The sequence below is a fragment of the Bacillus marinisedimentorum genome (assembly GCF_001644195.2).
Taxonomy (GTDB): Bacteria; Bacillota; Bacilli; order Bacillales; family Bacillaceae_O; genus Bacillus_BL; species Bacillus_BL marinisedimentorum.
This window is the reverse complement of record NZ_LWBL02000059.1, coordinates 1-17,099: the sequence shown is the minus strand read 5'-3', so window position 1 is coordinate 17,099 and position 17,099 is coordinate 1. Positions and strand designations below refer to the sequence as shown.

Below are 17,099 nucleotides of genomic sequence, written 5' to 3'. Positions count from 1 at the left end.
ACAGTAAGCGCTTCAGCACCGTCAACCGTTCACCGCTCGCCGCGGCGCCATTTTTCAAAAAATTCTGCCACTTCATCAGAAAGCTGGATTTTTGATTTCGCTTTTACCCGGTGTTTCGTTTCTACATCTTTCGAAATCTTATTTTCCATTTCTTTTATGTCGGAAATCAATTCCCTCGCTGATATCCTGAGTGCCCCCTGGGCGAATATCACCCATTGTTCCGTATAATCGGAAGTGGCGACATGGACCTGGGTGCGGACATCGTTCAACTCTTTCGCCAATTTTTCAATGCGTTCATCCGCCGTTTCATTTTCCCTTGTATACACGATCTCGACCTTATGCCGGAGATGCTTTTTTTCAATCCCCGGCACGAGGTGGGCATCAAAGATGATCATGACGCGCATTCCTTTGTAAGCCTGGTACTCCGCCATTTTTTCAACAAGCTTGTCCCGTGCTCCGGCAAAATCATTTTCCTTCATCCGTTTCAGCTCATCCCAAGCGCCGATAATGTTGTAACCGTCGACAAGCAGTACATCCATCGGTCTCTAAGTCCCGAGCGGATGGCGTTTGCGGTGGACTTCATACATCAGCAGCGCTGCGGCAACCGATGCATTCAAAGAAGTCACTTTGCCTTCCATCGGGAGGCGGATAAGGAAATCGCATTTTTCCTTAATAATTCTGCCCATTCCTTTGCCTTCACTGCCGATGACCAGCCCAAGCGGCATCGTCCCGTCAAGCTGCCGGTAATCTTCGTCCGCTGAAGCATCTGTGCCTGCAATCCACACGCCCCGCTCTTTCAGTTCCTCGATCGCCCGCGAGAGATTTGTGACCCGCGCAACCGGCACATATTCAACCGCACCTGTCGAGGACTTGGCAACCGCAGCTGTAAGGCCGACAGCACGCCGTTTCGGAATGATGATGCCGTGCACCCCGGCCGCATCCGCCGTCCGGAGGATTGAACCGAGGTTATGGGGATCTTCAATTTCATCGAGGATCAGGAAAAAGGGGGCTTCCCCTTTTTCTTCCGCCCCGGCAAACAAGTCATCGATTTCCGCATATTGGTATGCGGCAACGGCGGCTGCCACACCCTGGTGATTGCCTTCCACCAACTGGTCAAGCTTTTTCTTCGGCACCTGCTGCACGATGACCCCATTCTTTTTCGCAAGTTGGATCACTTGCTGGATTTGCCCTTTTTGCGCCCCTTCAGCGACAAGCACCTTGTTCATGTCCCTTCCGGAGCGAAGCGCCTCCAGAACGGGATTCCGGCCAATAATCCATTCAGATTCCATATTATTCACCTCTTTCGGATCCGCTCTCTAGAATGTCAAAAAACCACGCGATGATTTCTTCTATCCGCTCTTCATTTCCAGATAGATAGTGATAGCCTAACAGGGCCTCAAAGGCGGTACTGTAGCGGTACGTAGCCACATCCGTGTTTTTCGGTGTCGAACCGGACTTGGCATTGCGGCCCCGGCGGACGACCCCTTCCTCTTCCTCCGTCAGGCGCCCCTCTTCAAGCAGCCGGCGAATGACCCGTGCCTGTCCTTTTGCGGAAACAAAGCTGGTGGCCGCATGGTGCAGGCCGTTCGGCTTCACTTTCCCACCTGCTATCAGCCTCAGCCGGACAGCCTGCTCCAATACAGCATCCCCCATATATGCGAGGGCAAGTGAATTCAGCAATTTCGGATTAACGTTATGTTTCACCGGCCTACATCCTTTTCCACCGCGTACCCTGCGGTGTGTCTTCCAACATGATATTCTTTTCCTTCAGTTCGTCCCGAATCCGGTCGGCAAGGGCAAAGTCCCTGTCTTTACGGGCCTGGATCCGCTTCTCGATCAGCGCTTCGATATCTTCATCCAGCAGCTCTTGTTCTCCTTCAAGCGTAAGGCCGAGCACACCCGAAAATTCGGCCAGCTTGCTGATGAACGCATTCAGTACATCCTCTGACGTGTTTTTCTCCTGCAAATACAGATTGGCTTCTTTTGCAAGTTCGAACAAAACGGTGATGGCATTTGCTGTGTTGAAATCGTCGTCCATTTCTTTAATAAATCGTTCCTGGAGCACATTTAATTTTACATGCCATTTATCATCGCCTTCCGTCAAATTTGCGGTATTATCAAGGCGGTGCTGCAAATTGCTGTAGGCTGCTTTGATACGTTCAAGGCCGCTTTTCGCACTTTCGAGCAAATCTTCACTGAAGTTGACCGGATTGCGGTAATGGACCGACAGCATGAAAAAGCGGATGACTTGCGGATCGATTTCTTTGATCATGTCATGGACCAGCACAAAATTCCCAAGTGACTTTGACATTTTTTCATCATTGATCTTAATATACCCATTATGCATCCAATAGTTCGCAAATGTTTGGCCTGTCAATGCCTCTGACTGGGCAATCTCATTTTCATGATGCGGAAATGTCAGGTCCTGCCCGCCTGCATGGATATCTATCGTATTACCGAGATATTTTTTGACTAGAGCGGAACATTCAATGTGCCATCCCGGCCGTCCATTTCCCCACGGGCTTTGCCAGTATACTTCGTCTGGTTTCGCCTGTTTCCAGAGAACGAAATCCAGCGGGTCCTTTTTCTTATCGCCCACTTCAATTCTCGCGCCCATGCGCAAATCATCGATGGACTGGTGGGATAGTTTTCCATATCCGTCAAAGGCGCGGGTTTTGAAATAGACATCCCCTTCCGCCTCATATGCATAGCCTTTGTCGATCAATTTGCTGATGAAGGTGATGATATAATCCATATTCTCGGTCACCCGCGGATGGACATGCGCCTTCAAAACACCGAGTGAGCCGACATCTTCATGGTATGCCTTGATGAAGCGGTCAGCAAGCATGCCGACATCCTCGCCCAGCTCATTTGCGGCTTTGATGATTTTGTCATCGACATCTGTGAAATTGGAGACGAATTGTACATCATAATTCCGGTATTCCAGATATCTTCTGACGGTATCGAATACGATTGCCGGCCTGGCGTTTCCGATATGGATATAGTTATAGACGGTGGGACCGCACACATACATTTTTACCTTGCCCGGCTCAAGCGGGCGGAATTCTTCTTTTTTACGTGTGAGCGTATTATACAGGCGGATTGCCATGTTGTTTTTCCCCTTTCATGCTTGCTAATTCCTGCTCCAGCAGCTGAAGCCTTTTATCCAATTGCCTGAAGTGGTCGGCAACCGGATCGGGAAGGTCCTGATGATTCAAGTCCCTCCGAACTTTTACGCCGTTTTTGATCACGACTCTTCCTGGTATCCCGACAACCGTGGAATTCGGCGGCACGTCGTGCAGGACGACGGAACCGGCGCCGACTTTCGAGTCCCTTCCAACTGTTATCGACCCAAGCACTTTCGCGCCGGTTGCCACCAGTGTGTTATCTTCAAGAGTCGGATGGCGCTTTCCCTTTTCCTTTCCGGTTCCTCCGAGAGTGACACCCTGGAAAATCGTGACGTTATCTCCGATTTCACATGTTTCCCCGATGACGACACCCATACCGTGGTCAATGAAAAAGCGGCGGCCGATCTTGGCTCCGGGATGAATCTCAATCCCGGTGAAAAAACGGCTTACTTGTGAAATGACACGGGCCAGGAAAAAGAATTTATGTTTAAAAAACCAGTGGGCCAGACGGTGGGACCAGATGGCGTGGAGCCCCGAATAGGTCAGGATGACTTCAATGTAACTGCGGGCCGCCGGGTCCTGGTCAAAGACGACATCGACATCTTCTTTAAGCATTTTGAACATCTATGTTGTACCCCCTTCTTTCCGGTCCTCGCCGGCAGTGTAGTAAAAATGACATAATCCGGGCAGGGTTCTTCCCTTTTGACGCAAATGAACAACCTTATGAACAAAAGTGCAAGGCGCCCGCTTAGCGGCGTACGCATAAGCGGGGGTACCCGCAGGAAGGTGATCTTTCCCGCTGGCGCCTGGAGCTGGATGACTCCCTTCTCGCTTTTTATCCACAACGCAAAAATTTTATAATTTCCTTAACAATAAAAAAGCGCCCCTGTGCCTGTGCACAGAGACGCTTACGCGCGGTTCCACTCTGTTTGAGCAGCAAGCAGCCGCTCCAAACTCTCCCTATAACGGCAGGGTCCCGCTCTTATTTACTGTTGCTTCAATAAGAGGCTCCGGGGCGCACTTCGAAATCCCTATGACATGGACCGCTTCCAGCCGCGGCAGTCCTCTCTGTCATGCACAGAAACTTCTACTCTTCCCCATCGACGCATTATCACTGATTAAGTTATTCTTACTATATTACAAACCCGAGAAAATGTTAACCGTTTAGTTTTGTCAGCAGCTGCTCAAGCCTTGTTTCGACGACTTCACTGCCAAGCAGCTCGATTGCCAGCGGGAGTTCCGGGCCGTGTGACTGACCGGTCGTAGCGACACGAATCGGCATGAACAGCTTTTTACCCTTATGGCCGGTCGCTTTTTGGGTCGCTTTGATGGCTTTTTTGATTTCAGCCGCCTCAAAATTCCCCAGTTTCTTAATCTGATCCAGGAATCCCTGAAGCACTTCAGGAACCTGCTCCTCTTCAAGGATTGCCATTGCTTCTTCATCATATTCAATCTCGGTTTTGAAGAACATATCGCTCAGTTCGACGATTTCGCCTGCGTAACTCATCTGTTCTTTGTACAATTCGACAAGGCCGCGTGCCCATCTGCTCTTCTCTTCATCCATGTCGGCCGGAAGCCTGTCTGCTTTCACAAGATGCTCAAGCGACATTTCAAATACCCGCTCGAAGTCAGCCTCTTTCATATACTGATTATTCATCCAGGAAAGCTTCTTGTTATCAAACACGGCCGGTGACGTGGACAGCCGTTCCGGATCGAAAATTTCAATGAACTGTTCCTTTGTAAAAATTTCCTCTTCACCTTTTGGCGACCAGCCGAGCAAAGCGATAAAGTTGAACATCGCTTCCGGCAGATAGCCAAGGTCGTTGTACTGACCGATGTACTGGATGATCGAATGGTCGCGCTTGCTCAGCTTCTTCCGCTCATCATTGACGATCAGCGTCATATGCCCGAACACCGGATGCTCCCACCCGAATGCTTCATAAATCATCATTTGCTTTGGTGTGTTGGAAATGTGGTCTTCCCCGCGAAGCACGTGGGTGATTTCCATTAGATGATCATCGACTGCGACCGCGAAATTATATGTCGGCATCCCGTCTTTTTTCACAATGACAAAATCACCGATTCCATTTGATTCGAAGGAGACCTCATTTTTCACGATATCGTTGAACGTATATACCTTATCAGCCGGAACTTTGAAGCGGATGCTCGGCTGGCGTCCCTCGTCTTCAAGCTTGCTGCGCTCTTCTTCCGTCAGGTGCCTGCATTTGCCGGAATAACGCGGCATTTCTCCGCGGGCCCGCTGTGCTTCACGCTCTTCTTCCAGCTCTTCTTCTGTGCAGTAGCATTTGTAAGCTGCGCCGTTTTCAAGCAGGCTGTTATAGTGCTTTTCGTAAATGTCACGGCGCTCAGACTGGCGGTAAGGGCCGTATTCGCCAGGGTTATCGACACTTTCGTCCCAGTCGATGCCGAGCCATTTCAAATAATGAAATTGGTTCTCTTCCCCGCCTTCCACATTACGTTTCTGGTCCGTATCCTCCACGCGAATAATGAATTTTCCGTTCTGGTTTCTGGCAAAAAGGTAGTTGAATAGGGCTGTACGCGCATTTCCGATATGAAGATAGCCGGTCGGGCTTGGCGCATAGCGCACTCTTACTTCTTTGGTCATTTGAGACACCTTCCATTTCTTTTATCGTTCCATTACATACGTCATATTTTATCAGTCTATTGCCGGTGGTCAAGTTTTTGCAACAGCACCACTGCTTCGGCAGCCATACCTTCTTTCCGGCCTGTGAAACCGAGCTTTTCGGTCGTCGTCGCCTTCACGTTCACCTGACCGGCCTCCGCTTCAAGCAAGCCGGCAATCCTCTCTCTCATCGCATCAATGTATGGGGCCATCTTCGGCGCCTGGGCGATAATCGTGCAGTCGATATTACCAAGCGTGTACCCTTTATCTGTCGTTATTTTCCATACGTGCTCTAAAAGCTTTCCTGAATCGGCGTCTTTGAAATCCGGATCGGAATCCGGAAAATGGCGCCCGATATCGCCTTCTCCAACTGCGCCAAGGCAGGCATCTGCAATCGCATGAAGAAGCACATCAGCATCGGAGTGGCCTGCAAGCCCGTATTCATATGGGATTTCGATTCCACCGACGATGCATTTTCTGCCTTCTGCAAATTTATGTACATCATATCCATGCCCTATTCGGAACATTCGTTTTCCCCCTTCTCTATTTTCTATTGAGCAAGAATCGCTTCTGCAAAAATGAGATCTTCAGGCGTTGTCAGCTTAATATTCCGGTAGCTGCCCTCAATAATTTTCACCGGAAAGCCAAGCAGTTCGGCAAGGCTGGAATCATCCGTACCGACAAAGCTGGTTTGCCGGGCATGCTCATGTGCTTTTAAAATAAGATCCCGACGGAAAGCCTGCGGTGTCTGAACAGTCATAAGCGTGGACCGATCCACTGTTTCCGTAACAAAGCCGGCCTCTGCTTTTTTAATTGTATCTTTGACCGGCACAGCCGCAATAGCCGCACCGTGCTCTGCCGCTGCTTCAGCAAGCCTGCCGACCATATTTCCGGTAATGAATGGCCGGGCCCCGTCATGAACGAGAATAATATCGCCTGTTGTTTTCTTCAAGCCGTTATATACGCTGTCCTGCCGTTCTTTCCCGCCTTCCGCCAGCTTGATTTCCGTTTCAAACCCAATTCGCGAAATCATTTTTTTGAATTCGCCCATTTCTTCTTTATGTACAGCCAGGATAATTTCCGTACAATCTGGTTCCCTATCAAACACCTTCATCGTATAGGCGATGACAGGTTCACCATTCATGTCAATGAATAACTTGTTTTTCCCGGCATTCATCCTTTTCCCCCGGCCCGCTGCCGGTATGACCACAGAATACTTCATTCTCCACCTCTTCCTACCCCGAAATGCTGAGGGCCGATGTTTAGCAACGTCTGGATCAGCAGGTCAAAGCCGCTTTCTATTCATTCAACCGGCCAACTGCATGCGCCTATCCCCACGGTTATGGCCAAGTCACGCAACTGCTTCATCCGCGGTTCAATCCGTATCCGGACAATAAAGTGAAGATAGCGCAGCCTCAAGCAGCTGCGCTTCATCTCTCTTTCCTATAGTAAAGGAATTACCCGTATTTATAAAGCTTTTTCAAGAAGCTTCGGCTTTGCGAAGATCATGCGGCCCGCTGATGTCTGGAGAACGCTCGTAACGAGTACATCGATATGTTTGCCGATGTAATCCCGGCCTTCTTCCACAACGATCATCGTGCCGTCGTCAAGATATGCGACACCCTGGTTATGCTCTTTGCCGTCTTTGATGACCTGGACTTTCAGCTCTTCGCCAGGAAGGACAACCGGCTTCACGGCGTTAGCCAGATCATTGATGTTCAGCACGGCCACCTTTTGGAGTTCACATACTTTATTCAAGTTGAAATCGTTTGTTACGACAACGCCGGAAAGCAGTTTCGCCAATTTCACAAGCTTGCTGTCGACTTCCTGGACATCTTCAAAATCACCTTCGTAAATCTCGACATTGACAGGGAGTTCCTTTTGGATTTTATTCAAGATATCCAGTCCCCTGCGGCCGCGGTTCCGTTTCAGTGCATCTGATGAATCTGCAATATGCTGCAGTTCTTCCAATACGAAGTGCGGAATGATCAAGGTTCCTTCAAGAAATCCTGTTTTGCAGATGTCGGCAATTCGTCCATCGATGATGACGCTTGTATCAAGGATTTTAAGCGAGCCTCCTGCAGTGCCGTCTTCCTGTTCCTGATCATCTTCCTTTTTCTTGTCTTTCGAAGAATCCTTGCGGGCCGTTGAAAATAAATGGATGACTTCCTCTTTCTTTTTGAAACCGACTCTGAACCCAAGATATCCAAGGATCAAAGGAAGAAAAATACCGACCGTAATGTTTACAATCTGGATGCCGATATCATTCAGGGGCAGAACAACCAAAAACGCTACAATCAGTCCCAGGATCAATCCAAATGTCCCGGAAATCACATCCGTTACCGGCGCATTCACCAGCAGGTCCTCAACTTTACGAATAAATTCAACAACGTAATCCGCAAGCCATAACATTAATAAAAAGAATAATGCCGCTCCAATCACAGCCCCGATGATCGGAAATAGCCAGTCCGAGCCAAACGATAGATTAAAGGCTTCAAGTAACGCCGGGATATACAGATATCCTGTCATGCCCCCGACAATGATAAAAAAGAGTTGCACAAATTTTTTTAGCATCGGGTCACCTCCTCCTCTTCATTATTGACAGTTTGTTCAAAAAGAAACCCTTCAAAATATATATACGGTAGAAAACTTAATAAAGTTTCAGAGGTCTTACGTCTGAAATTGTTAAAAACAATCAATTTTTTATTGTAAGGATAGCACACAGGCCAGATGGTGTCAATTTTACAAAAATATTTATTTTATCACAAAAATATTACAGTGTCAATCCGAGTAACCATCTGTCTAAATATGCCTGTCAACAAATAGCTGCTCCTGAATCCGTTTTAAGCCTTCCTTAATTTTTCTGCCTCGGATTTCGCCGATTCCATCCACGACCGTCAGCTTTTCGGAGGAAGCCTTCAATATAGCCGGAAGCTGGCCGAATTCATGGACAAGATTATCGATGATATGGCTCGGCAGTCTCGGAATCTTATGGAGGATCCGGTAACCGCGCGGAACAAGCGGTGTTTCCTCGGCGTTTTCCGTAACTGAATAGCCGAGCAGCTTCAGCAGTACCTGGTCATCAAGCAGATTATGGTTGGAAAGTTCCTGGATTCTGGCAATGGCCTTAAACGGATCGATATCGTGGTGCAGGCTGTAATCTTTGATGAGCAATGCTGCTTCTTCTTCGACATTGGAGACAAGCTCGGTCATTTGAAGGCGGATCAGCCTCCCTTCTGTTCCGAGTTCACTTACATAATTGATGATTTCATGCTTGATCCTCAATACCATTTCAATTCGGTGAATGACCTGCAGAACCTCAGACATCGTGACGAGCTCCTCGAACTCGAGCGCCCCCAGATTCGTGATGCCCTGGTCGAGCACGCTTTTATACTTCTCCAGCGTCTGAACGGCCTGATTCGCTTTTGTCAAAATGACACCCATGTCCTTCAGGGCATATTTCAGATTCCCTTTATATAACGTCACAACATTCCTTCGTTCTGATACGGCAATTACAAGAAATCCGGTTTGTTTAGCCACCCGCTCTGCTGTCCGGTGGCGCATCCCGGTCTCCGTTGTCGGAATCGAATTATCGGGAATGAGCTGTGTATTCGCAAAGACAATTTTATTTCCTGATTCCGTTAAAATGATGGCGCCGTCCATTTTGGCGAGTTCATATAAAGAAGAAGGGGAAAATGGGCAGTTGATCAAAAATCCGCCGTCAATGACTTTTTTCAGCTTCTCCTGGTTCCCTAGGACGATCAGGCCGCCCGTTCCCGCCCTGAGGACATTGTCTATTCCTTCCCGGAGCGGGGTGCCGGGAGCCACAAACTGCAATATTTGGCTGATATTATTGCCGGGACGATGGACGTTCATGGGGTACTCCTCCTATTGTATTGTATGTTGAAGCGCCTCATTGATTGTATTGACGCCAATCACTTCAATATCGGCAGGCTTCGCCCAGCCCTCAAGGTTTTTAGCCGGGATGACCGCCCTTTTAAAGCCGAGCTTCGCGGCTTCATTCACTCGCTGTTCAATACGGGAAACCCTGCGTATCTCACCGGTAAGGCCGACCTCACCGATCAACACGTCAAACGGATTTGAAGGCTTATCGCGGAAACTCGAGGCAATGCTCACAGCGATGGCAAGGTCGATTGCCGGTTCATCCAGTTTAACGCCGCCTGCCACCTTCAAAAAAGCGTCCTGGTTCTGTAAAAGCATGCCGACCCGTTTTTCAAGAACAGCCATTAGCAATGAAACTCGGTTCTGGTCCATGCCGGTCGCCATCCGTTTCGCATTTCCATAGCCGGAGGGCGATATCAGGGCCTGGACTTCAACAAGCACAGGACGCGTACCTTCCATTGATGCGACAACTGTCGAACCTGCCGCTCCCTGTGAACGCTCTTCGAGGAAAATTTCCGACGGATTCAGCACTTCTTCAAGGCCGGCTTCCTTCATTTCAAAAATACCCATTTCATTTGTCGAACCGAACCGGTTTTTCACTGCGCGCAGGATGCGGTACGTATGATGCCGTTCCCCTTCAAAATAAAGGACGGCATCAACCATATGCTCCAACAGGCGCGGTCCGGCGATTGCCCCTTCCTTCGTCACATGCCCGACGATGAAAACCGGAATCCCTCTCGTTTTCGCCAGCCGCATCAATTCCGACGTGCATTCCCGCACCTGGGACACACTGCCGGGCGCTGACTGGATTTCGGGATGATAGACCGTTTGGATTGAATCAATGACGACAAAACCGGGCTTCATCTGTTCGATTGCCTGCGTGATCAATTCAAGATTCGTTTCGGCAAGGACATACAGCTGGTCGGCACTGACTCCGAGCCGGTCGGAACGGAGCTTGGTTTGCTTCACCGATTCTTCCCCTGATATATAGAGAACTTCCTCCTTGGACAGTGCCAGCTGTGAAGAGACTTGCAAAAGCAAGGTGGACTTACCGATGCCCGGGTCACCGCCGATCAGCACCAGCGAACCCGGTACGATGCCCCCGCCAAGCACCCTGTTGAATTCAGGCATTTTCGTATGGACTCTCGTTTCCGCAACCATTTCAATGCTGGTGATCGATTGTGGGGTATGAATTGTGTTGTCAGACGTAACAAATGATTGCCGTTTGGCTTGTTTCAGTTCTTTCTCTTCGACCATTGTATTCCATGAAGCACAGCCGGGACATTTCCCCATCCACTTCGGTGACTCATAGCCGCATGATTGGCAGCTGAATTTCGTTTTCGTTTTTCCCATGAATATATTACCCTCACTTTTACAATACCACTGTAGTTTCTTACTTATGATAACAAATAACAAATTTGATATAAAAGCAGAAACGCCAATATGGCAGGAGATGGACTGTCCACATCGGGTTCCTTGACTTTTTCCATGCCGGCCTCATTTGAAAAACTGTTTTCGCCGCCGGGGCAATATGATGGGGTGAACCGAAAAAGCAGGCCAGTATGACAAGAGTAAAAACCGGAAGACTCTGCGGTCTTCCGGCCCTGCCACAGTCATTATTTTGATTTCACTTTGAATTCATCGTCTTCATAATCAAGAATGATTTGCTTGCCTTTTTCAATATTTCCTTTCAGGAGCTCTTCGGAAAGACGGTCCTCCACTTCACGCTGCAGGGCGCGGCGGAGCGGCCTTGCCCCATATTCTGGATCATAGCCTTCATCTGCGATTTTTTCTTTTGCCGGTTCTGTCAATTCAAAATGGATCTCCTGGTCAGAAAGGCGTTTCCGCAGCTGGTCGGCCATGAGCTTCACAATTTCCTTGATATGCTCTTTCTCGAGTGCGTGGAAAACGATGATTTCATCAATCCGGTTCAGGAATTCAGGACGGAATGACTTTTTAAGCTCTTCCATCACTTTAGATTTCATATCTTTATAATCCTGGTTTTCATCCTCGACCGCAAAGCCGACATATTTGTTGCGTCGGAGTTCGCTGGCACCGACATTCGATGTCATGATGACAACCGTATTCCGGAAATCGACCGATCTTCCCTTCGAATCTGTCAGCCTGCCGTCTTCAAGCACCTGTAAAAGGATATTGAATACTTCCGGATGGGCTTTCTCGATTTCATCAAGCAGGATGACGGAATAAGGTTTACGGCGTACTTTCTCGGTCAGCTGCCCGCCTTCCTCATGGCCGACATATCCCGGAGGAGAACCGACCAGGCGGGACGTCGCATGCTTTTCCATGTACTCGGACATATCAATCCGGATCATGGCATCATCATCACCGAAAAGAGATTCTGCAAGGGCCCGCGCCAATTCAGTTTTACCGACACCGGTAGGACCAAGGAAAATGAAAGATCCGATCGGACGTTTAGGGTCTTTCAGCCCTGCCCTGGCGCGCCTTACCGCTTTGGAAACGGCCTTCACCGCTTCAGCCTGGCCGATGACCCGGTTATGCAGGATGTCTTCCATATTCAGCAGCCGCTCTGATTCTTCCTGGGCCAGCTTGGAAACCGGAACACCGGTCCAGTTCGCTACGACAATTGCAATATCATCAGCTGTGACTTCGGTGTTTTCCTGACCCTGTTTTTCCTTCCAGCTCTTTTTCGTTTCTTCCACTTCTTCACGCAAACGCTGCTCCGTATCCCGGAGTGATGCTGCTTTTTCAAACTCCTGGCTTTGCACGGCCGCATCTTTTTCTTTCCGAACCTCTTCCAGCTTTTGTTCAAGCTCCTTCAGATTTGGCGGAGCGGTATAAGAACGGAGCCGTACTTTCGATCCGGCTTCATCAATCAAGTCGATCGCCTTATCCGGCAGGAACCGGTCGGAGATATAGCGGTCGGACAGCGTAACCGCGGCCTCGATCGCTTCATCGGTAATCGTGACGCGGTGATGCGCTTCATAGCGGTCGCGGAGACCCTGCAGAATCTGGATGGATTCCTCATTTGTCGGTTCATCAACTTGAATCGGCTGGAATCTCCGTTCAAGCGCCGCGTCTTTTTCGATATATTTTCGGTATTCGTCAAGCGTTGTTGCGCCGATACACTGAAGCTCGCCGCGGGCAAGCGCCGGCTTCAGGATGTTGGATGCATCAATCGCACCTTCAGCACCGCCGGCACCAATCAATGTGTGCAGCTCATCGATGAACAAAATGATATTGCCGGCCTGTCGGATTTCATCCATAACTTTTTTAAGGCGGTCTTCAAACTCACCGCGGTACTTTGTTCCGGCAACGACCGTTCCCATATCAAGTGTCATGACGCGTTTTTCCCGTAGAATTTCCGGAACCTCATTATTGACGATTTGCTGGGCAAGACCTTCGGCAATCGCCGTTTTACCGACACCAGGTTCGCCGATCAGGACAGGGTTGTTCTTGGTGCGGCGGCTCAGCACTTCAATGACGCGCTGGATTTCTTTGCTGCGTCCGATGACCGGGTCGAGGCTGCCTTCTTTTGCAATGACCGTCAAATCACGGGCAAGGCTGTCAAGCGTCGGTGTATTGGCACCCTGAGCCGATCCGCTTTGCTGGCTTGACGATGAATCATTGCTGCCGAGAAGCTGCAGCACCTGCTGGCGGGCCCTGTTCAGACTGACACCGAGGTTATTCAGCACCCGTGCCGCCACACCTTCACCTTCCCTGATAAGGCCGAGAAGGATATGTTCTGTTCCCACATAGGAGTGGCTCAGCTTTCTTGCTTCATCCATCGATAATTCGATGACTTTTTTGGCACGCGGCGTATAGTGGATCGTCTGGGAGACGTCCTGGCCGCGGCCTATCAATGCTTCAACTTCCTTTTGGATTTTTTCCGATCCGAGTCCGAGAGCAAGCAGGGCTTTCGCTGCAATCCCTTCGCCTTCTCGTACAAGTCCAAGAAGGATGTGTTCTGTTCCGATATTGTTATGACCGAGACGGATTGCTTCTTCCTGTGCCAATGCGAGTACTTTTTGAGCCCGTTCTGTAAATCGTCCAAACATCATTTTCAGATCAACCTCCTATAGAATCTGCTTTATCGTCTTCCATTCTCAGCCGTTCGCGTATCAATGCGGCCCGTCGTACATCCCGTTCTCCCGGGGAGAGACGTTCACCGGCATATTGCTGCAAAAAGCCCGGCTGGGTCAACACCATCAACTCATTCAAAATATTTCTCGGTACATCCTTAATCAATCCCATGTCGATTCCGAGCCTTACATCGGATAAGCAGCTTGCCGCCTCTTTCGTCTCGATGATCCGGCTGTGGGCAAGGGTGCCGAATGACCGGTAAACCCGGTCTTCAAGCTGTATGCGGGAAGCCTGCAGCAAATGCCTTCGTGATGCCCTTTCCTGCTGAATCAGCTGGAGCACAACACTTTGCAAATCGTCAACGATGTCTTCCTCCGACTTGCCAAGGGTGATCTGGTTGGAGATTTGAAAGAGATTGCCCTGTGCTTCACTTCCTTCTCCATAAATTCCTCTTACAACAAGGCCGAGCTGATTGATTGCCGGAATGATCCGATTGATCTGCCCCGTCATCACCATCGCGGGCAAATGCATCATGACAGAGGCCCTGAGACCGGTGCCGACATTTGTGGGGCAGCTTGTCAAATACCCTCTCTTTTCATCAAACGCATAATCAATTTTTTCTTCCAGCCAATCATCAAGCCTGTTGGATAAGCTTAATGATTCCGCCAGCTGAAAACCCGGCAGCAGGCACTGGATTCGGATATGGTCTTCTTCATTTATCATAATGCTTACCGATTCGTCTTCAGAAAGCAAAACGGCACTCTTATCTCTTTCGATAAGCGCCGGGCTAATCAGGTGTTTTTCAATAAGCACCTGTTTTTGGAGAGGCTGGATCTCATCTATTCTGATCAATTCGAACCGCAGCTTGCCATCCAATGACTGCTGATCGAAATGCTCATCCGCAAGCTGGATAACTTCTTCCAGCTGATCCGCCTTCGCAAGAGTCGGAAAAATAAAGGATGTAATGTTTCTCGCCAGGCGGATGCGGCTGCTCAGGACAATGTCTGCATCCGGTCCGCTGTCACTCATCCACGGACTGAGTGCCTGATTGATAAATCGTTCCAGCGACATCTTACTCGCCTCCCCCCTCTTCTCCGTTCAGCTGCTTTTCCAGAGAGCGAAGCTGATCCCGTATTTCTGCGGCTTTTTCAAATTCCTCCGCTTTGATATGTTCCTGCATCGTATCCCTCAGGCGATTCATTTCTTTGCGGAGATGAATGGTGCCCCCGATCCGTTTCGGAATCTTCCCTGCATGAACCGTATTACCACTATGTACTCTCTTTAAAATCGGTTCGATCCGGCCCTTGAACGTTTCATAGCAATCGGCACAGCCGAACCGGCCAATCTTCGTGAACTCCCGGTAGGTCATTCCGCATCTGTCACAGGCCAGTTCTTCCGGCTGCCCATATGATAACGGCTTGCTTTCTGCGCCAGGCTGTTCATAATTAAGCAATCCTGAAAGCAAATGATTCAGTGAGAAAGACTGATTACCCGAAAAGAAATCCCCCTGCTGGTGAGCACACTGTTCACATAAATGCATTTCTGTCTTTTCCCCATTCACGATATTCGTGTAATGGACAGTGGCCGGGCGTTCATGACAGTTCTGGCATTCCATCGGCTTCACCTCTCTTACATAATCTATTCGGTGTTAAACAGCATACACCTTTTAATTGCCTATTTATACTTAAGGGCGCTGAGCATCGCCTTCATAATCCGTGCCCTGATTTCATCCCGCTCGGGAAGATCGGTAAGAATCACGGCCCGGTCAATGGCACTTATCATGAGCTTCGCTTCCCGCTGCGTGACGATATCTTCCTCTAAAAGCCTTGCGATCAAATTTTCAGCTACATTTTGAGGAAGCTTATTTTCGACAAAAGCCAGCATCTGATCGATGAGATCAGCCTGATCATGTGCTTCGACCTTAATGATGCGGATATACCCGCCGCCGCCCCGCTTACTCTCCACCATATACCCTTTCTCCACGGTGAAACGCGTGTTAATGACATAGTTGATCTGGGAAGGCACGCATTGAAACTTTTCTGCTATTTCCTGGCGCCTGATTTCCACTATTTTTTCGTCGCTTACTTTCAGGACTTCTTTTAAATATTGTTCAATGATATCTGATATATTTCTCATTTTGCATGCCCCCCTTCTGACTTTGACTATATTTGACTATACTTCTATTATAAACCGCTCCCCTTTTTTTGCAAATAAAAGCTTACCCCATATAATGAATCGATTCGACATACTCCTGTTCAGTCAATTCTTCAATAAGTTCAATCCTGGTCTCCTGGTTAGGCTTGTCGATACTGAGCGTATAACGCACCAGGTTCTTCTTATTGGACGGTTTATCAACGTCAATATGGCGGACTTTTATCGCTTTTTTATCCAGTTGGGATAGGAGTGTGCTCAGCACGTTTTTTTCCAGATATACCGTAACCTGCAAAGTCCGTGCTGATTTCGAACGAAGCATCTTATTTTCAAACATATTCAAAACCCAGAGACTGATCAGCACCGTAACCGTCGTCACCATCGAAATGTCATACATTCCATTGCCGGCAAGAAGACCGATCCCCGCTACCACCCATATGGAAGCTGCAGTTGTCAGTCCCTTAACAGCGGCTCCGCGTACAATTATCGTTCCTGCCCCAAGAAATCCAATCCCGCTTATGACATAAGAGGGGATCCTCGCAGGGTCAAAGCGGACATTCGAGTCTTCGTATATGTAGTCACTAAAGCCGAATACAGAAAGCATCATCATGACACTTGAACCAATCCCCACAAGCAAATGGGTCCGTAATCCGGCTGGCTGATTTTTAATTTCCCGTTCAAGTCCGATTAGCCCGGAAAGCGTCGCAGCAACAAAAACCCTGAACATCATGACATAAATGTGATCGGAGTATCCGATATCTGCTATCAAGCTGTCCATTTTCTTTCCCCCTCCTCTGTAATTACCCATTTTGTCTCTTTCTATAACTATCTTTTATATATAGTGACTTTATTACCGCAAAAAGCTCTGGAATGGCCGGTTATTGCTTCTTTATTTCAGTATATGCCAAACTGAAGATTATTTTATGAAAGAATGTGTTGGACTTGCTGATATTTTAAAACGGTCTTTACAATGCTGAGCTTTGGCGGCGGCAGGAGGCGGGAGCCGAATTTTGCAGAAGAGCGGTAATCCTGGTGGAATGACCGCAATGACATTAAATTGGCGTAAACCGGCAGGGGAAAAGGGATTTGGTTTATATGAACGTGTTTTGGCTGACTGCTCCTGCCTGGCAAATGCAAAACAGACAGTTTGCCTCCTTGTGAAAACGAACAGCCCGGGGTTGGCTGTTCGGGACAATTTTTGGTTTTGAGGG

16 protein-coding genes and 1 other annotated feature are annotated in these 17,099 nt (G+C 48.8%); all 16 genes read right to left on the bottom strand.

Going from position 1 to position 17,099, the window contains the following annotated elements; translation table 11 throughout:
- Window positions 1-29: 29 nt before the first annotated feature.
- Window positions 30-539 carry an NYN domain-containing protein gene (locus A4U59_RS17180; RefSeq protein ID WP_070121455.1) on the bottom strand — a complete coding sequence of 170 codons (510 nt, stop codon included), beginning with the start codon at window positions 537-539 and terminating at the stop codon, window positions 30-32.
- A gap of 6 nt (window positions 540-545) precedes the next feature.
- Window positions 546-1,289: a 23S rRNA (guanosine(2251)-2'-O)-methyltransferase RlmB gene (gene rlmB, locus A4U59_RS17175; RefSeq protein ID WP_070121454.1), complete on the bottom strand. Its 744-nt coding sequence runs from the start codon at window positions 1,287-1,289 to the stop codon at window positions 546-548.
- Window position 1,290: 1 nt separating this feature from the next.
- A complete protein-coding gene (locus A4U59_RS17170; RefSeq protein ID WP_070121504.1) occupies window positions 1,291-1,653 on the bottom strand; it encodes a Mini-ribonuclease 3 in 363 nt (120 codons plus the stop codon).
- 55 nt (window positions 1,654-1,708) lie between these two features.
- Window positions 1,709-3,109: a cysteine--tRNA ligase gene (gene cysS, locus A4U59_RS17165; RefSeq protein WP_070121453.1), complete on the bottom strand. Its 1,401-nt coding sequence runs from the start codon at window positions 3,107-3,109 to the stop codon at window positions 1,709-1,711.
- Entirely contained in the window at window positions 3,090-3,752 is a 663-nt protein-coding gene (gene cysE / locus A4U59_RS17160) for a serine O-acetyltransferase (RefSeq protein WP_070121452.1), read from the bottom strand. Before cysE ends, cysS begins: the two co-directional genes overlap by 20 nt.
- Window positions 3,753-4,025: 273 nt before the next feature.
- Window positions 4,026-4,241, bottom strand: a binding site (T-box leader).
- A gap of 43 nt (window positions 4,242-4,284) precedes the next feature.
- Window positions 4,285-5,754 (bottom strand): glutamate--tRNA ligase, encoded by a 1,470-nt coding sequence (gene gltX, locus A4U59_RS17155; RefSeq protein WP_070121451.1) that lies wholly within the window; start codon window positions 5,752-5,754, stop codon window positions 4,285-4,287.
- 56 nt (window positions 5,755-5,810) lie between these two features.
- Window positions 5,811-6,299: a 2-C-methyl-D-erythritol 2,4-cyclodiphosphate synthase gene (gene ispF, locus A4U59_RS17150; protein ID WP_070121450.1), complete on the bottom strand. Its 489-nt coding sequence runs from the start codon at window positions 6,297-6,299 to the stop codon at window positions 5,811-5,813.
- 23 nt (window positions 6,300-6,322) lie between these two features.
- Window positions 6,323-6,994 (bottom strand): 2-C-methyl-D-erythritol 4-phosphate cytidylyltransferase, encoded by a 672-nt coding sequence (gene ispD, locus A4U59_RS17145; RefSeq protein WP_070121449.1) that lies wholly within the window; start codon window positions 6,992-6,994, stop codon window positions 6,323-6,325.
- 245 nt (window positions 6,995-7,239) lie between these two features.
- Window positions 7,240-8,346, bottom strand: a complete 1,107-nt coding sequence (locus tag A4U59_RS17140; RefSeq protein ID WP_070121448.1) for a PIN/TRAM domain-containing protein — start codon at window positions 8,344-8,346, stop codon at window positions 7,240-7,242.
- 228 nt (window positions 8,347-8,574) lie between these two features.
- Window positions 8,575-9,648, bottom strand: coding sequence for a DNA integrity scanning diadenylate cyclase DisA (gene disA / locus A4U59_RS17135; protein WP_070121447.1), 1,074 nt, complete (start codon window positions 9,646-9,648; stop codon window positions 8,575-8,577).
- A 12-nt stretch (window positions 9,649-9,660) separates the two neighbouring features.
- Complete coding sequence (gene radA, locus A4U59_RS17130) at window positions 9,661-11,028, bottom strand: DNA repair protein RadA (protein WP_070121446.1); 1,368 nt, start codon at window positions 11,026-11,028, stop codon at window positions 9,661-9,663.
- 263 nt (window positions 11,029-11,291) lie between these two features.
- On the bottom strand, window positions 11,292-13,715 hold the full coding sequence (clpC, locus tag A4U59_RS17125; RefSeq protein WP_070121445.1) for an ATP-dependent protease ATP-binding subunit ClpC: 2,424 nt from the start codon (window positions 13,713-13,715) through the stop codon (window positions 11,292-11,294).
- Between the two features lie 7 nt (window positions 13,716-13,722).
- Window positions 13,723-14,808 (bottom strand): protein-arginine kinase McsB, encoded by a 1,086-nt coding sequence (mcsB, locus tag A4U59_RS17120; protein ID WP_070121444.1) that lies wholly within the window; start codon window positions 14,806-14,808, stop codon window positions 13,723-13,725.
- 1 nt (window position 14,809) lies between these two features.
- Window positions 14,810-15,352, bottom strand: coding sequence for a protein-arginine kinase activator protein McsA (gene mcsA / locus A4U59_RS17115; RefSeq protein ID WP_070121443.1), 543 nt, complete (start codon window positions 15,350-15,352; stop codon window positions 14,810-14,812).
- Window positions 15,353-15,411: 59 nt separating this feature from the next.
- Window positions 15,412-15,873, bottom strand: a complete 462-nt coding sequence (locus tag A4U59_RS17110) for a CtsR family transcriptional regulator (RefSeq protein WP_070121442.1) — start codon at window positions 15,871-15,873, stop codon at window positions 15,412-15,414.
- An 82-nt stretch (window positions 15,874-15,955) separates the two neighbouring features.
- Complete coding sequence (locus A4U59_RS17105) at window positions 15,956-16,666, bottom strand: MgtC/SapB family protein (RefSeq protein ID WP_070121441.1); 711 nt, start codon at window positions 16,664-16,666, stop codon at window positions 15,956-15,958.
- Window positions 16,667-17,099 lie beyond the last annotated feature (433 nt).

Coding starts and splice junctions, on each gene's coding strand:
- A4U59_RS17180 (WP_070121455.1), bottom strand. CDS start 539: ATGGATGTACTGCTTGTCGACGGTTACAACATTATCGGCGCTTGGGAT.
- rlmB (WP_070121454.1), bottom strand. CDS start 1,289: ATGGAATCTGAATGGATTATTGGCCGGAATCCCGTTCTGGAGGCGCTT.
- A4U59_RS17170 (WP_070121504.1), bottom strand. CDS start 1,653: ATGGGGGATGCTGTATTGGAGCAGGCTGTCCGGCTGAGGCTGATAGCA.
- cysS (WP_070121453.1), bottom strand. CDS start 3,109: ATGGCAATCCGCCTGTATAATACGCTCACACGTAAAAAAGAAGAATTC.
- cysE (WP_070121452.1), bottom strand. CDS start 3,752: ATGTTCAAAATGCTTAAAGAAGATGTCGATGTCGTCTTTGACCAGGAC.
- gltX (WP_070121451.1), bottom strand. CDS start 5,754: ATGACCAAAGAAGTAAGAGTGCGCTATGCGCCAAGCCCGACCGGCTAT.
- ispF (WP_070121450.1), bottom strand. CDS start 6,299: ATGTTCCGAATAGGGCATGGATATGATGTACATAAATTTGCAGAAGGC.
- ispD (WP_070121449.1), bottom strand. CDS start 6,994: ATGAAGTATTCTGTGGTCATACCGGCAGCGGGCCGGGGGAAAAGGATG.
- A4U59_RS17140 (WP_070121448.1), bottom strand. CDS start 8,346: ATGCTAAAAAAATTTGTGCAACTCTTTTTTATCATTGTCGGGGGCATG.
- disA (WP_070121447.1), bottom strand. CDS start 9,648: ATGAACGTCCATCGTCCCGGCAATAATATCAGCCAAATATTGCAGTTT.
- radA (WP_070121446.1), bottom strand. CDS start 11,028: ATGGGAAAAACGAAAACGAAATTCAGCTGCCAATCATGCGGCTATGAG.
- clpC (WP_070121445.1), bottom strand. CDS start 13,715: ATGATGTTTGGACGATTTACAGAACGGGCTCAAAAAGTACTCGCATTG.
- mcsB (WP_070121444.1), bottom strand. CDS start 14,808: ATGTCGCTGGAACGATTTATCAATCAGGCACTCAGTCCGTGGATGAGT.
- mcsA (WP_070121443.1), bottom strand. CDS start 15,352: ATGGAATGCCAGAACTGTCATGAACGCCCGGCCACTGTCCATTACACG.
- A4U59_RS17110 (WP_070121442.1), bottom strand. CDS start 15,873: ATGAGAAATATATCAGATATCATTGAACAATATTTAAAAGAAGTCCTG.
- A4U59_RS17105 (WP_070121441.1), bottom strand. CDS start 16,666: ATGGACAGCTTGATAGCAGATATCGGATACTCCGATCACATTTATGTC.